This is a genomic window from Aminobacter sp. Piv2-1, from assembly GCF_037625995.1.
In the GTDB taxonomy this organism is placed as follows: domain Bacteria; phylum Pseudomonadota; class Alphaproteobacteria; order Rhizobiales; family Rhizobiaceae; genus Aminobacter.
On record NZ_JARKMU010000006.1, the window covers coordinates 240,912 to 254,434 of the forward strand.

Genomic DNA, 13,523 nt, shown 5'->3' on the forward strand with positions numbered 1-13,523 from the left:
ATTCCTCATGTGATGCACGGCGCCAGGCCGTTTAGATTTTCGCCACCAGAAATCTGATGCCGGAAAAAAATACATCGAGATGTATTAATTTCTGAATCGCCAATGCCTCATGAAGAGACGTCGATCAATGAAGAAATCGCATTCAGATTGGCCGCCTCATGCCACTTGATCGAGGCCCGTGCCAAAAATGTCACAATTTTGAGTCGCTCAGCCAACTTTGCGCGACAGTCACGAATATGGCTTTCTAACAACATGTTTTGCCATAACTTTTTTGTGAGATGACTTGGCGCGGCAAAAATGTTCCTGATCAGGACGACCGATTTTTGGTCTGACATCCAGTCATGTCTCCCTCAATGTAAATTGACTTCCCTGCCAATATGCATTGAGGGCAGCATGGACTCTTCCGCGCAAGAGCCATAGGGATCATGACAAGAGGGGGATTCAGCGGCAGCGAGCGACCGCAACGCGGCCGGCACACTGCGCCGAACATCGCAAGCCGCGACGACCGTTCAGAGACCATTTCAGATCAATCACGCGGCATCACGCGTCGAGGGCCGCTGCCCTCGCGCACAGGACGGGACACCAGATCCCGCTTACCGGTCTTTGCGGATGGATTGGCCGGATGAACAGGCCGAATTCAGCCTCGGCCGAGAATGGCCTTGAGGTCGACGCTGCCCGTGGCCGCGGCAAAGCGCATCGACTTCCGCGCCCGCTCGATGGCGGCATTGACGGTCAGCAGAGCTTCTTCCTTCCTGCCGTCGAAGATCATCTGATTGAGGGCAGCGGTATATTGCACGGCCGAGATGTTGCCGGTCACCCCCTGGTAGGCGGACAGCGCCAGCGCGAGCCGCGACGCCGCGCGCTCGAGCTGCGTTGCCAGCACCAGATTGCCGTAGATCAGGGCGAGCAGTATGGCGTGCTCCATATGCAGGCGCCGGATGGTGTGAAGCTCTGCGGCTTCTGTTTCGGCCTGGACATGCCGCGCCAGTTTCTCGCGCTGCTCGACAGTGATGGTCTGCGGCTGGTCGGCCAGCTTGCCGACAATGTAGGTGCACGTCGAGCCGACCGCTTCGCACAGCTCAAGTGCATCGCGAGGCGATGGCCGGGCTACATAGGCGCCACGGTTCAGCGGAAGCGAAACGGCACCTTCCTGCTCCATGATGACCAGGACCTTGCGGATGACGGTGCGGCTGACGCCGTAGATCTCGCTCATGGCGACTTCTTCGAGCTTGTCGCCCGGCCGCAGCGATTGGTTGATCACCGCATTCCACAAGTCGTTGTAGATGGTGGCTTCCACGCCAACCAAGGGAACCACGACCAGAGCCAATGCATCCTGATCGCTGATGGCCGGGGATAGGTAGCGGGCAGGCATGCAGGCTCCTTTGGACAGCTAAGAACGGAACCTAGCCAGCAGCGGCGCGAGGGCCAAGCCTTTCCACGCGTTGCCAGGCATCCGTCGTGCGCCATTGCGAATGGCGCCGCCTTCACCCGACCTTACATGTACCCGACTTGCACTCCACGGGCCGCGCGGCTTCTCCGCCTGCCTCTCCCCATGAAGCCTCTGCCGCCTGGAACTCCCCCCAAAGCGTCACTTGAATCGAATATCGTCCAGTTCCACCAGCTATAGCGCAGAACTTGCAGCAAGCTTAAAATTTTGTTCGACACCTGCTGCGATGCAAAGCGGCGCCTCACGGCGCCGCTTCACTTATTTCGGAAGCTCTGACCGGGCAATCAGACGAAATACTGCCCGCCGTTGGCGGTCAGCGTCGCGCCAGTGATGAACCCGGACTCATCGGAAGCGAGGAAGACGACACAGCGCGCGATTTCCTCGGGCTCGCCGAGCCTGCTGACCGGGATCTGGGCGATGATCGATTCGCGCACCTTCTCGGGAACAGCCATCACCATTTCGGTGGCGATGTAGCCGGGGCAGATGACATTGACGGTGATGCCGGCGCGCGCGCCTTCCTGCGCCAGCGCCTTGGTGAAGCCGATGTCGCCGGCCTTGGATGCCGAGTAGTTGGCCTGACCGGCCTGGCCCTTCTGGCCGTTGATCGAGGAGATGGTGATGACACGGCCGAACTTGCGGTCGCGCATGCCGCTCCACAGCGGATGGGTCATGTTGAAGACGCCGTGAAGGTTGGTGTCGATCACCTCGCGCCACTGCTCGCGCGTCATCTTGTGGAACATCGAGTCGCGGGTGATGCCGGCATTGTTGACCAGCACCGAGACCGGGCCGAGATCGGCCTCCACCTGCCTGATGCCGGCCTCGCAGGCTTCGTAGTCGGCAACCGACCACTTGTAGACCGGAATACCCGTCTCCGCCTTGAACTTCTGCGCGGCCTCGTCGTTGCCGGCATAGTTGGCAGCGACCGAGTAGCCCGCGTTTTTCAGCGCGATCGAAATAGCGGCACCTATGCCGCGCGATCCGCCGGTGACGAGTGCGACCTTACCCATGCGTTTCCCCTTTCTGCTGCTTGGATGACTTGCCCTTTTTCAGGCATTTGTTCTGACAGGCATTTGAAAACGAAGAGGGCGGCACATTGGCCGCCCTCTCGTATCTCTGACTTACATCGCCTCGACGCACATCGCGACGCCCATGCCGCCGCCGATGCAAAGGGTCGCCAGACCCTTCCTGGCGCTGCGTCGACGCATCTCGTAGACCAGCGTGTTGAAGATACGGGCTCCCGAAGCGCCCACCGGGTGGCCGATGGCGATGGCGCCGCCGTTGACGTTGACGATCGACGGATCCCAGCCCATGTCCTTGTTGACCGCGCAGGCCTGCGCCGCGAAGGCCTCGTTGGCCTCGACCAGGTCGAGGTCGGAGACCGACCAGCCGGCCTTTTCCAGCGCCCTGCGCGAGGCCGGGATGGGGCCCGTGCCCATGATCTGCGGGTCGACGCCGGCGGTCGCCCAGGAGACGATGCGGACCAGCGGCGTGATGCCGCGACGGGCCGCTTCGGCTTCGGTCATCAGCACGACCGCAGCAGCACCATCATTGATGCCCGAGGCGTTGCCGGCGGTGACCGTGCCCTCCTTGTCGAAGGCCGGACGGAGCTTGGCTACCGAATCGAGCGTGGCGCCATGGCGGATGTACTCGTCCTGGTCGACGATGGTATCGCCCTTCTTGCCCTTGATGGTGACGGGCACGATCTCGTCCTTGAACTTGCCGGCGACCTGGGCGGCCTCGGCCTTGTTCTGCGAGGCGACGGCGAACCTGTCCTGCTCTTCGCGGGTCAGTTGCCACTGGCGGGCGACGTTCTCGGCCGTGTTGCCCATGTGGTAGCCGTAGAAGGCGTCGGTCAGGCCGTCCTTGATCATCGTGTCGATCATCTTGAAGTCGCCCATCTTCACGCCGCCGCGCAGATGCTGGCAGTGCGGCGCCATCGACATCGATTCCTGGCCGCCGGCGACGATCACCTTGGCGTCGCCCATGGCGATCTGCTGCATGCCGATGGCGATGGTGCGCAGGCCCGACCCGCAGAGCTGGTTGAGCCCCCAGGCGGTGGCTTCCTGCGGGATGCCGGCGGCCATGGCCGCCTGGCGGGCCGGGTTCTGGCCCTGACCGGCCGTCAGGATCTGGCCGAGGATCACCTCGTCGACTTCCTTGGGATCGACGCCGGCGCGCGCCAGGGCTTCCTTGACGGCGATCGCGCCGAGCTCGTGGGCCGGCGTGTTGGCGAAGGCGCCATTGAACGAGCCGACCGCGGTGCGGGCCGCGCTGGCGACGACGATGGAGGACGAGGCGGACATGGTTCTCTCCAGACTTCGTGAATCGAATAGGCTTGTGGGCGAGGAAGACATTGCTCTCCCGACTTTTCTTGCCCGTTCCAGGACCCGAGTCAAACCGGAAAAAGCGGCACCTGGCGGATGCTGCGCTTGCGGTGCAGCAATGCTGCGCAGCAATTTTTGCCGGCATCGGCGCCGCTTGCGTTCTTGCACTGCACAAAGCGCTTGGAATCGCCGATGCTTTGCGCTTATCCTGACGCCCAGGCGAAAATGTTACCGGCTGCTTACATGGCATTCCGGTCTTCCGGGGGAGGATGCTGATGCCTGCCAAAGGCGAGCCGGTGGTTATCAAGAAATACGCAAACCGGCGTCTCTACAATACCGGCACGAGCACTTACGTGACGCTCGAAGACTTGGCCGAAATGGTCAAGAAGGGCGAGGAATTCACCGTGCAGGATGCCAAGACCGGCGAGGACATAACCCACCCGGTGCTCACCCAGATCATCTTCGAGCTGGAGAACAAGGATGGGCAGAACATGCTGCCGATCCCGTTCCTGAGGCAACTGATCTCCTTCTATGGCGACCAGATGCAGATGGTCGTGCCGAGCTTTCTCGAGCAGTCGATGATCGCCTTCGCCAAGGAGCAGGAACGCTTCCGCGAGCAGATGAAGCAGACGTTCGGCAAGGCGCCCGTGGACATGATGAAAGCGCCGCCCGTGATGAAGGCGCTGGAAGAGCAGACGCGCCGCAACATGGAACTGTTCCAGAACGCCATGCGCATGTTCACCCCCTTCCCGACCCCGCCGGCCGGCGGCACTGCTGCCGAACCAGCGACGAAGGAAGCTCCGGAAAAGTCGGACGAGCTCAAGGAGCTCAAGGAACAGATCGCCGCGATGCAGCGGAAGATCGATTCGATGGGGTGAGCAGCCGCTCCGCCCTTCGGCGGATCGCAATGTCCAGTGGACATCGCAAAGGATGCGAACGCCGGGGAAAAAACTGCCGGAGGCAGCGGGTCCCGGCAGGGTTAGGCCGAGACACAGTTGCGCCCGGCTTGCCAGTCCCCGCCCCACCCGTTTAGGCGAGAGATATTCAACCTGACGCAGGGTTTTCCTGGGGCCGCCAAGCGTGTTTGCTGGGGCGGGCAAATCAGGAGGAACCTGCCATGACCGAACTGACGCTGGCCAAGGCCAACGCCATCATCGCCACCGCGCTCGAATTGGGCGCCCAGAAGGGCTTCAAGCCGCTGGGCGTCGCCGTTCTCGACGCCGGCGGCCACCTGCTCGCCTTCCAGCGTCAGGATGGTTCACCCTTCATCCGTGCCGAAGTCGCGTCCGGCAAGGCCTACGGCGCCCTGGCCGTCGGCTCGAGCTCGCGCGCGCTCGGCGTCGCAGCCGTGGAACGGCCGCATTTCTTCCAGGGTCTGTCGGCGGTATCCGGGGGCAAGATCGTACCGGTGCCGGGCGGCGTGCTGATCCGCGATCGTGACGGCAATGTGCTCGGTGCGGTCGGCATCTCGGGCGACACGTCGGACAACGACGAACTTGCCGCCATGGCCGGCATCGAGGCCGCCGGCTTCGTCGCCAAAGTCTAGTCAAAAGAGCTAAAGCGTCCTTTGTGCGTTCTACGAGCGCACGGCGCTTCAGTCGCGGCCGAAAGTAACGTCCCGGCTGGCCGAACGGAGCGAGACCGAGAAGCCGGCCAGGACGTCGAGCAGCGAAATCACCATCAGTACGAAGAAGACCGAGTGCGCGGCTCCGCGCACCAGCAGGAATTCGACCAGGAAGGCGACGAAGACGAAAGTCGACAGCAGATGGTCGACCACCGAAGCGTTCGACGTGCGCGTCGCCTTGACGATTTCCACGAAGAACAGAAGCAGCGCGATCACGATCAGCAGATCGCCGAGCGTCAACCCGAAGACGCCGCCCGACATCATGCCCAGCGACAACATCTCGGTCGCCCAGGGATCGCCGGCGGGCCCTGTGCCGAACAGCCCGGCGAGCCCGGCATTGAACAGGATGAACGGAATGATCAGGAGGGGGATGCCAGCGAGCATTGCTGCAAGGTCTCCGCGTTGCGCCGGCATCCTGTAGAATCCCGGTTCGCCCCGAGGTCAAGCGCTTTCAACGCCCCGCAGCATGCAATCGGCACGCATAAAGAAAGGACCGGCGCGAGCCGGTCCTTTCGCAATTGCGCTTGACGCGGAAAAGCTGTCTCAGCTTTCCTTCGGCGTCAGAACCTGGCGGCCGCGATACATGCCGGTCTTCAGGTCGATGTGGTGCGGACGGCGCATTTCGCCCGAGTTCTTGTCCTCGACATAGGTCGGGGTCTTCAGGGCGTCGGCCGAGCGGCGCATGCCGCGCTTGGACGGGGAGGTTTTTCGTTTCGGAACAGCCATGGATACACTCCACTAATCGGTCAAGTGACCCTGTCCGCCCTCGTGAAAGGGCCGCATCCAAGGCCGGAATATGAGAAAGTCGGCGAGCCTATACACGGCGGAAGCCAGCTTGACCAGCCCGAACCGACTCTTTTTTCAGCCGGCGCACATGCGTCTTAGTCCAGGCATTGCACATAGGCGCCGGCGCGGGCGGCACGGCGTTCGATGACCGAGGCGAGCCGCCTGAGGCCGCCCCCCGGCCTGGCCGGGTTGCGTGCCGCGGGGTTGGGCAGCGTCACGGCGAGCAGGGCGGCCTGGCGGCGGGTGAGTTCCTTCGCCGAACGGCCGAAATAGTACTGGGACGCGGCCTCGACCCCGTAGATGTTGGGGCCCCACTCGGCGATGTTGAGGTAGATTTCCATGATCCGGCGCTTCGGCATCAGCGCGTCGAAGTAGATCGCCAGCGGCAGTTCGACCACCTTTCTCAGGAACGAGCGACCGTTCCACAGGTACAGGTTCTTCACGGTCTGCATGGGGATCGTCGAAGCGCCGCGGGTCGCCTCGCCTTCGAGCGCGTCGCTGATGACGCCCCTGAGTTCGCCGAGGTCCACCCCGCGATGCGCGCAAAACTGGCCGTCCTCCGACATGATGACCGAATGGGCCAGTACCGGGGCGATGTCGTCGAGTGGCACCCATTGCCGGTCGTATCCCTTCAGCGTGACGAGATCCTTGATCATCAGTGTCGAGATGGGACGCACGAATGGCGGCAGGTAGAGGACCGTCAGGACGACGGGCAGCGCCGCCATCACGGCAACCGCCAGCGCGCCCAGCCGCACCAGGCGACGCAGGCCTCCACGCGCGAAGAACCCGCGTCGTGCTCCCATCTCCAGTCCTTCGGTTTCCGGCTCTGTGATCGGTTCCGCCAATCCGCCCGCCCCTGCCTGTCAGCCCTTTCGGCATAAAGGCGCTTGGCTTCTTGCGCAACGCCAGACTGTCCGCTACCGCTCGCCGCCATGACGATAGACGCCAATCTCATGTTCGAAACCGCGCTTCGCGAGCGTGCCGACGCCGTGGAAGGGATGCTGCGCCAGATTCTGGGCGAACGCCTCCTGCCGGGAGAGATCGACCGGCCCGAGCACCTGATGGCGGCGATGCGCCACGGCGCGCTCAACGGCGGCAAGCGGCTGCGCCCGTTCCTGGTGCTCGAAAGTGCGGCACTCTTCGATGCCGACGGCGAAGCGGCGATGCGCGTCGCCACCGCGCTCGAATGCGTGCACTGCTACTCGCTGATCCATGACGACCTGCCCGCCATGGACGACGACGACGTCCGCCGCGGCCAGCCGACCGTCCACAGGGCCTTCGACGAGGCGACGGCCATTCTCGCCGGCGACGGCCTGCTGACCTATGCCTTCGACATTGTCGCCGACGAGGCGACGCAGCTTCCGGCTGAGCGCCGCGCAGCGCTGGTGCTGGCGCTGGCCCGCGCCGCTGGCCCGGGCGGCATGGTGGGCGGCCAGGCGCTTGATCTCGACGCCGAGCGCAACAAGCCCGACGAGGCAGGCATCATCCGCCTGCAGGCGATGAAGACCGGCGCCTTGATCCGCTTCGCCTGCGAGGCCGGCGCGGTGATTGCCGGCGCGCCGGCCGGCGAGCGCGAACGCCTGGCGGAGTTCGGCTCGGCAGTCGGCCTCGCCTTCCAGCTGGCCGACGACCTGCTCGACCTCACCGCCGACGCCGGCACGATGGGCAAGGCGACCAACAAGGACGCCGCCGCGGGCAAGGCGACGCTGGTTGCCCTGCACGGCGCCGCCTGGGCGCGCGCCCAGCTGGCGGGGCTGGTGACGCAGGCGCACGCCCTGCTCGAACCGTTCGGCGAACGCGCGGCGATGCTCAAGGCGGCCGCAAGTTTCGTCGCCGACCGCAACAGCTGAACCCCTTCTATCCGCCTGGACAATCTTCGCAGGCGCGCCGCGCGGGTCAGAAACTCTTAATGTTAATATTGTTTATTCCGGCCCATAAAAAAATGTGCGTAAGTGTCAGGGGTCGCGCATGCCGGAACTATTCATCCGCTCCGTACGGATCAGATATCTTACTGGCCTTCTGATCTTCGCCCTCACATCCGCCGCCGTCATGTACGCCTTCAGCCAGGGCAATGCCTTCCGCCGCGAGGTCGACACCATCGCCGCGGACCTGCTGGCCTTTTCGCGCGAACTGCGCAACGCCACGACCTTTGCCGAGACGACCACGACGGCATGGCGCGCCGACACGCGCGACTCGCTGGCGAGTGCGGCACGCAACCATGCGGCGCGGCTGAATTCCGGCATCGAGTCGCTGACCGGTGCGATCCAGAGGGTCCGCCCCAGCCTGTCGACAAAATCCCTGGCCGAACTCGACAGCGCATCGGTCAACGGTGACCTGTTCTGGTCGGCGCGCGACATGGTGCGCAATCTGGGCGCGCTGGCCGCCGCCCAGAGCTCGGACGAATGGAGCTATCGCGAGATTCGCAACCAGAACGACCTTTTCGCCCAGCCCACGCTGGTGCGGGCGCGCGGTGCGATGGAAGCGGAACGCCGCATGGCCGAAACCCGCAGCGACAGGCTGCTGATGACGGCGAGCGCCCTGATGATCCTGGTGATCGGCGGCGTGGCCGTCTGGGTTTTCCGGCCTATGGAACACGCCATTCGCCGCGCCTTCACCGAAAGCGCGGCGTCACTGGCCAAGGCCGAAGCCGCAGACCGCGCCAAGTCGGAATTCCTCGCCAACATGAGCCACGAGATCCGCACCCCGATGAACGGCGTGCTCGGCATGGCGGAGCTTCTGGCACGAACCGAGCTTACGCCGCGCCAGAGGACCTTCACCGACGTCATCGTCAAGTCGGGCAACGCGCTTCTGACCATCATCAACGACGTGCTCGACTTCTCGAAGATCAATGCCGGGCAGCTGACGCTCGACGTCGCCCCGTTCCATATCGGCGAGGCAGTCGAGGACGTGGCCACGCTGATGTCGGCGCGCGTCGCCGAAAAGAACCTGGAACTGATCGTCCGCATCGACCCGCACCTGCCGACCCATGTCGTCGGCGACGCCGGCCGCTTCCGCCAGATCGTCACCAACATGGTGGGCAACGCGGTCAAGTTCACCGAGCGCGGCCATGTCCTGGTCGACGTCTCGGGCGAGCTGGTGTCCGACATGGTCGTGCTCAAGGTCCGCGTCGAGGACACCGGCATCGGCATCCCCGCCGACAAGCTGCAAAGCGTGTTCGAGAAGTTCGCCCAGGTCGACGGCAGCTCGACCCGGCGCCATGAAGGCACCGGCCTGGGTCTCGCGATTGCGGCCCGCCTGGTGGACCTGATGGGCGGCCATATCGGCGTCGAGAGCGAACTCGGCAAGGGATCGGCGTTCTGGTTCACCGCCGTGCTGCCCGCCCATGCGGCGCAGGACGACGGCGACGGCGTGCCGGTCGACGTCACCGGCGCACGCGTGCTGGTGATCGACGACAATCCGGTCAACCGCGAGATCCTGCTCGAGCAATTGCGGAGCTGGAGCTTCGACTGTGCGGCCGCCGAAAGCGGCGCGATGGGGCTGGCCTTCCTCGATCGCGCGGCGCAGCTCGGCGCCAGCGTCGACTGCGTCATCCTCGACTACCAGATGCCGGGCATGAACGGCGCCGACGTGGCCAAGGCGATCGCCTCCGACAGCCGCACCTCGTCGATCCCGGTGGTGCTGCTGACCTCGGTCGACCAGGTCGACTTCAGCCGCATGGTGCTCGACTTCGGCATCGCCGCCCACCTTACCAAGCCGGCGCGCTCGGCCGTCCTGCTCGGCACCGTCATCGCCGCCGTCCAGAAGGCGCGCGCGCGGACGGGCCGGACCCTGTTCCGGCGCGAATCCGTCAGGCAGGAGCCGCAGCCAGCCTTCACCGTCATCCGCGGTCCGGTGCAGGCGCCGCTCGCCGCGCCCGCAGCCGCCCCGCTGCAGGGCGGCACGCTCGACGTCCTGGTGGCCGAAGACAACGAGGTCAACCAGCTGGTCTTCGGCCAAATCCTCTCGGGGCTCGGCCTCAGCCACCGCATCGCCGGCAACGGTCGCACGACGGTCGAGATGTACCGCACGTTCAGGCCGAAACTGATCCTGATGGACGTCTCGATGCCCGAGATGAACGGCTACGAGGCGACGCGTGCCATCCGCGCAGAGGAAGCCGACAGCGGCATGCGCACGCCGATCATCGGCGTCACCGCCCATGCGCTCAAGGGCGACAGGGAGAAATGCCTCGATGCCGGCATGGACGACTACCTGCCGAAGCCTGTGTCTCCGGACAAGCTGGGCGCGAAGATCGGCACCTGGCTGGGCGAGAGCGCCGAGCTGGTCCGCTCCGCCTGACAGGCAGCGGACCAGGACCCCGGCAAAGGCGGCCCGCCGCCCCACCCTCGCCGGTGTGGCAGCATATATGACTTCCTTATTTCTTTGCCGTCCCGCCTGTCTCGAATCCTGATGCGCCCGCTTCTAGCTTCCCGACGCGACCGGATGCGGCACCGCCGCCCGGCGCATAGCAAAGGAAGACTGCGATGCTGCGCACTCATCTGCCGCACCGGATGGCCGGTGCCGACATGCCCGAAACGACCACCCGTCCCGCCAGAAAACCGGCGAACGGCCACGCGCCGATAGCCCAGACCGAGCCATTCATGTTCACGCGGCTCTTCTTCGTCACCGGCGTGCTGCTCGGCGGACTGGCGCTCGCCAGCATGCTGTCCACCTGACCATGGACATCTGCGACGTGATCTCGGTCGAGGACGTGGTCCTCGACCTCAAGTCTGAAGGCAAGACGCGGCTGCTCAAGGATCTCGCCGTGCTTGCCTCCCGGCGCATCGGCATTCAGGCCGGCGAGATCGTCTCGGTACTGTCGGCGCGCGAGAAGCTGGGCTCGACCGGGCTCGGCCTCGGCGTCGCCATTCCGCATGCCAAGATGCGCGGGCTCACGCGGCCGTTCGGACTGTTCGCCCGGCTGGACGCGCCCTGCCCGTTCGAGGCGATCGACGGCCAGGCCGTCGACCTCGTCGTGCTGCTGCTGATGCCCGAGGCCTCTCCCCAGGAACATCTCAACGTGCTGGCAAGGATCGCGCGCCTGCTGCGCGACGGTGAAGCTGTCGCAGGGCTGCGCAAGGCAGCCGATGCCGAAAGCCTCCATCGCCTGCTCACGGAGGGGAAGAACCGGCAGGCCGCGGTGGCATGAGCGGGCTCAGCGGTTCCTGACGACGATGCAGGAACCGCCGGTGCCGCGCAGCTCCCGGCAGATGTCGCCCGCCTCGCCGCGATCGTCGGCACCGATCCTCACCGCATAGACCCCGCGCCGGCCCATCGGCGTGCGGACGCGGCTGACCACGGGGTCGTAGTCGGCCAGCGCCGGGAATCGCCCCTTGAGTCGCTGCCACTGCTTGATGGCCGCAGCGCGGCGGAAATTGCCGGCAACCTGGATGCCCCAGGGCTTCACATGTACGCTGGCCATGGCGACCGTCGCGGCCATGATGACTGGCAAGTTGCGGCAGGCATCCATAAAGGGTGCCTTCGGATCAAGCGGCCAGTTGGTGCCGGCATGGGCCCGGTCGGAGAAATTGTCGGCGGGCTCGCCCATGATGTCGAGCACGTAGTCCTCGGTCTCGAGCGGCAGGAAGCCGCCGGAGGAAAGCCAGCGCGCGACGCGGTTCTCGCCGGCATTGTAGGCGGCCGCAGCCAGGCCGAGATTGCCGAAGCCGGTCTTGAGTTCGCCGAGATAGCGCGCCGACGCGGGGATGGCCTGCTCGATGTCGAACGGGTCGGCGAGCCCGCGCATGGCCGCCGTGCCGGGCATGAACTGGGCGATGCCCTCGGCACCTGCCGGGCTGACCGCACCGGCGTCGAAGCGGCTCTCCTTCCAGATCAGCCGGGCGAAAAACTCGCTCGGCAGGCCTTGGCGCCGGGCGTGGGTATCGATCAGGTCGCAGACGCGGGCGACATGGTCCTTCTTGCGGGAGCGCGGCGGATCGGCAAGTGCGGTCGCGGCGAGCGCCAGCATGACGAGGCAAGCCAGTCCTGCCCCGGCCAGGCGCCGCATCGCTATTCGGCTGCGGCCCTGCCGCCGCGTCCGAAGCGCTGGTCGATGTAGTCGGCGACCATCTTCTCGAAGTCGGCGGCGATCGAGGGGCCGCGCAGCGTCGCCGCCTTCTTGCCGTCGATGAAGACCGGCGCGGACGGCGTTTCGCCGGTACCGGGCAGCGAGATGCCGATGTCGGCATGCTTGGATTCGCCGGGGCCGTTGACGATGCAGCCCATCACCGCGACCTTCAGTTCCTCGACGCCCGGATATTTCTCGCGCCAGACCGGCATGTTCTTGCGCAGGTCTTCCTGGATGGTCTGGGCCAGTTCCTGGAACACGGTCGAGGTGGTGCGGCCGCAGCCGGGGCAGGCCGCCACGATCGGCACGAACTGGCGGAAGCCCATGGTCTGGAGCAGTTCCTGCGCCACCTGCACCTCGCGGGTGCGGTCGCCGTTCGGCTCGGGCGTCAGCGAGATGCGGATGGTGTCGCCGATGCCCTGCTGGAGGAGGATGCCCATGGCAGCCGACGAGGCGACTATGCCCTTGGAGCCCATGCCGGCCTCGGTGAGGCCGAGATGCAGGGCATGGTCGGAGCGGGTGGCGAGCATGGTGTAGACCGCGATCAGGTCCTGCACCTGGCTGACCTTGGCCGACAGGATGATCTTGTCGCGCGAAAGCCCGATCTCCTCGGCGAGATCGGCCGAGAGCAGCGCCGACTGCACGATCGCCTCGCGCATCACCTGGTTGGCGGTGAGCGGCGAGCCGTTCGCCTGGTTCTCGTCCATCAGCCGGGTCAGCAGTTCCTGATCCAGCGAGCCCCAGTTGACGCCGATGCGCACCGGCTTGTCGTGGCGGATCGCCATCTCGACGATGTCGGCGAACTGCTTGTCCTTCTTGTCCTTGAAGCCGACATTGCCGGGATTGATGCGGTACTTGGCCAGCGCCTCGGCACAGGCCGGGTGGTCGGCGAGCAGCTTGTGGCCGATGTAGTGGAAGTCGCCGACGAGCGGCACGTTGATGCCGACGCGGGCCAGCCGGTCGCGGATGTGCGGCACGGCCGCCGCACTCTCGTCGCGGTCGACGGTGATGCGCACGATCTCCGAGCCGGCGCGGTGAAGTGCTGCCACCTGGGCGACCGTCTTGTCGATGTCGGCCGTGTCGGTGTTGGTCATCGACTGCACCACGACGGGTGCGGAGCCGCCGACGCTCACGCCGCCGACATCGACGGCAACCGACTTGCGACGGGGAAAGGGGGAAGAAAAGTAGCCGGACATGGACGGCCTTCAATCTCGAGACATTCGCGCCTGAGGTGGCGCGCGCGGTACGCGATGTCAATATCGCAGCTGGTCGCGCCCG

General features: G+C 65.3%; 15 protein-coding genes. 6 read left to right on the forward strand and 9 right to left on the reverse strand.

Annotation, left to right across the window (positions count from 1 at the left end; translation table 11 throughout):
* Positions 1–107 precede the first annotated feature (107 nt).
* From AmiPiv_RS13490 to AmiPiv_RS13505, 4 genes are all read right to left on the reverse strand, one after another.
* Positions 108–335 (reverse strand): hypothetical protein, encoded by a 228-nt coding sequence (locus AmiPiv_RS13490; RefSeq protein ID WP_340037978.1) that lies wholly within the window; start codon positions 333–335, stop codon positions 108–110.
* Positions 336–637: 302 nt separating this feature from the next.
* Positions 638–1,372, reverse strand: coding sequence for a GntR family transcriptional regulator (locus AmiPiv_RS13495; RefSeq protein ID WP_340037979.1), 735 nt, complete (start codon positions 1,370–1,372; stop codon positions 638–640).
* Between the two features lie 359 nt (positions 1,373–1,731).
* Positions 1,732–2,454, reverse strand: coding sequence for a beta-ketoacyl-ACP reductase (locus tag AmiPiv_RS13500; protein ID WP_340037980.1), 723 nt, complete (start codon positions 2,452–2,454; stop codon positions 1,732–1,734).
* 111 nt (positions 2,455–2,565) lie between these two features.
* Complete coding sequence (locus AmiPiv_RS13505; RefSeq protein WP_340037981.1) at positions 2,566–3,750, reverse strand: acetyl-CoA C-acetyltransferase; 1,185 nt, start codon at positions 3,748–3,750, stop codon at positions 2,566–2,568.
* A gap of 296 nt (positions 3,751–4,046) precedes the next feature.
* On the opposite strand from AmiPiv_RS13505, the gene phaR reads away from it, so the two are divergent.
* Together phaR and AmiPiv_RS13515 are read left to right on the forward strand one after the other, a co-directional pair.
* Positions 4,047–4,649: a polyhydroxyalkanoate synthesis repressor PhaR gene (gene phaR / locus AmiPiv_RS13510; RefSeq protein ID WP_340037982.1), complete on the forward strand. Its 603-nt coding sequence runs from the start codon at positions 4,047–4,049 to the stop codon at positions 4,647–4,649.
* Positions 4,650–4,888: 239 nt separating this feature from the next.
* The gene (locus tag AmiPiv_RS13515) at positions 4,889–5,317 is read left to right on the forward strand and encodes a GlcG/HbpS family heme-binding protein (RefSeq protein WP_340037983.1); all 429 of its coding nucleotides are present in this window, start codon (positions 4,889–4,891) and stop codon (positions 5,315–5,317) included.
* Positions 5,318–5,365: 48 nt separating this feature from the next.
* On the opposite strand, the gene AmiPiv_RS13520 is transcribed toward AmiPiv_RS13515, so the two are convergent.
* The 3 genes from AmiPiv_RS13520 to mtgA all read right to left on the reverse strand — a co-directional run bounded on the left by AmiPiv_RS13520 (position 5,366) and on the right by mtgA (position 6,984).
* The gene (locus AmiPiv_RS13520) at positions 5,366–5,779 is read right to left on the reverse strand and encodes a hypothetical protein (protein WP_340037984.1); all 414 of its coding nucleotides are present in this window, start codon (positions 5,777–5,779) and stop codon (positions 5,366–5,368) included.
* Positions 5,780–5,938: 159 nt separating this feature from the next.
* Positions 5,939–6,121 carry a 50S ribosomal protein L32 gene (rpmF, locus tag AmiPiv_RS13525; protein ID WP_340037985.1) on the reverse strand — a complete coding sequence of 61 codons (183 nt, stop codon included), beginning with the start codon at positions 6,119–6,121 and terminating at the stop codon, positions 5,939–5,941.
* A gap of 155 nt (positions 6,122–6,276) precedes the next feature.
* Complete coding sequence (mtgA, locus tag AmiPiv_RS13530) at positions 6,277–6,984, reverse strand: monofunctional biosynthetic peptidoglycan transglycosylase (RefSeq protein ID WP_340037986.1); 708 nt, start codon at positions 6,982–6,984, stop codon at positions 6,277–6,279.
* Between the two features lie 129 nt (positions 6,985–7,113).
* Between mtgA and AmiPiv_RS13535 the strand changes: the two genes are divergently transcribed.
* The 4 genes from AmiPiv_RS13535 to AmiPiv_RS13550 all read left to right on the forward strand — a co-directional run bounded on the left by AmiPiv_RS13535 (position 7,114) and on the right by AmiPiv_RS13550 (position 11,327).
* The gene (locus AmiPiv_RS13535) at positions 7,114–8,031 is read left to right on the forward strand and encodes a polyprenyl synthetase family protein (protein WP_340037987.1); all 918 of its coding nucleotides are present in this window, start codon (positions 7,114–7,116) and stop codon (positions 8,029–8,031) included.
* A gap of 118 nt (positions 8,032–8,149) precedes the next feature.
* On the forward strand, positions 8,150–10,477 hold the full coding sequence (locus AmiPiv_RS13540; protein ID WP_340037988.1) for a response regulator: 2,328 nt from the start codon (positions 8,150–8,152) through the stop codon (positions 10,475–10,477).
* A gap of 185 nt (positions 10,478–10,662) precedes the next feature.
* The gene (locus tag AmiPiv_RS13545) at positions 10,663–10,854 is read left to right on the forward strand and encodes a hypothetical protein (protein WP_340037989.1); all 192 of its coding nucleotides are present in this window, start codon (positions 10,663–10,665) and stop codon (positions 10,852–10,854) included.
* Positions 10,855–10,856: 2 nt separating this feature from the next.
* Positions 10,857–11,327 (forward strand): PTS sugar transporter subunit IIA, encoded by a 471-nt coding sequence (locus AmiPiv_RS13550; RefSeq protein ID WP_340037990.1) that lies wholly within the window; start codon positions 10,857–10,859, stop codon positions 11,325–11,327.
* A 6-nt stretch (positions 11,328–11,333) separates the two neighbouring features.
* On the opposite strand, the gene AmiPiv_RS13555 is transcribed toward AmiPiv_RS13550, so the two are convergent.
* Positions 11,334–12,185: a lytic transglycosylase domain-containing protein gene (locus AmiPiv_RS13555; RefSeq protein WP_445206956.1), complete on the reverse strand. Its 852-nt coding sequence runs from the start codon at positions 12,183–12,185 to the stop codon at positions 11,334–11,336.
* A gap of 2 nt (positions 12,186–12,187) precedes the next feature.
* Positions 12,188–13,441, reverse strand: coding sequence for a flavodoxin-dependent (E)-4-hydroxy-3-methylbut-2-enyl-diphosphate synthase (gene ispG / locus AmiPiv_RS13560; protein ID WP_340037991.1), 1,254 nt, complete (start codon positions 13,439–13,441; stop codon positions 12,188–12,190).
* Positions 13,442–13,523: the final 82 nt, after the last annotated feature.

What these genes read in the sequence shown, in the direction of transcription:
- AmiPiv_RS13545 (WP_340037989.1), top strand. Translation starts at nt 10,663, where the DNA reads ATGCTGCGCACTCATCTGCCGCACCGGATGGCCGGTGCCGACATGCCC.
- AmiPiv_RS13520 (WP_340037984.1), bottom strand. Translation starts at nt 5,779, where the DNA reads ATGCTCGCTGGCATCCCCCTCCTGATCATTCCGTTCATCCTGTTCAAT.
- AmiPiv_RS13505 (WP_340037981.1), bottom strand. Translation starts at nt 3,750, where the DNA reads ATGTCCGCCTCGTCCTCCATCGTCGTCGCCAGCGCGGCCCGCACCGCG.
- AmiPiv_RS13555 (WP_445206956.1), bottom strand. Translation starts at nt 12,185, where the DNA reads ATGCGGCGCCTGGCCGGGGCAGGACTGGCTTGCCTCGTCATGCTGGCG.
- mtgA (WP_340037986.1), bottom strand. Translation starts at nt 6,984, where the DNA reads ATGGGAGCACGACGCGGGTTCTTCGCGCGTGGAGGCCTGCGTCGCCTG.
- AmiPiv_RS13540 (WP_340037988.1), top strand. Translation starts at nt 8,150, where the DNA reads ATGCCGGAACTATTCATCCGCTCCGTACGGATCAGATATCTTACTGGC.
- AmiPiv_RS13500 (WP_340037980.1), bottom strand. Translation starts at nt 2,454, where the DNA reads ATGGGTAAGGTCGCACTCGTCACCGGCGGATCGCGCGGCATAGGTGCC.
- AmiPiv_RS13550 (WP_340037990.1), top strand. Translation starts at nt 10,857, where the DNA reads ATGGACATCTGCGACGTGATCTCGGTCGAGGACGTGGTCCTCGACCTC.
- ispG (WP_340037991.1), bottom strand. Translation starts at nt 13,441, where the DNA reads ATGTCCGGCTACTTTTCTTCCCCCTTTCCCCGTCGCAAGTCGGTTGCC.
- AmiPiv_RS13495 (WP_340037979.1), bottom strand. Translation starts at nt 1,372, where the DNA reads ATGCCTGCCCGCTACCTATCCCCGGCCATCAGCGATCAGGATGCATTG.
- phaR (WP_340037982.1), top strand. Translation starts at nt 4,047, where the DNA reads ATGCCTGCCAAAGGCGAGCCGGTGGTTATCAAGAAATACGCAAACCGG.
- AmiPiv_RS13515 (WP_340037983.1), top strand. Translation starts at nt 4,889, where the DNA reads ATGACCGAACTGACGCTGGCCAAGGCCAACGCCATCATCGCCACCGCG.
- rpmF (WP_340037985.1), bottom strand. Translation starts at nt 6,121, where the DNA reads ATGGCTGTTCCGAAACGAAAAACCTCCCCGTCCAAGCGCGGCATGCGC.
- AmiPiv_RS13490 (WP_340037978.1), bottom strand. Translation starts at nt 335, where the DNA reads ATGTCAGACCAAAAATCGGTCGTCCTGATCAGGAACATTTTTGCCGCG.
- AmiPiv_RS13535 (WP_340037987.1), top strand. Translation starts at nt 7,114, where the DNA reads ATGACGATAGACGCCAATCTCATGTTCGAAACCGCGCTTCGCGAGCGT.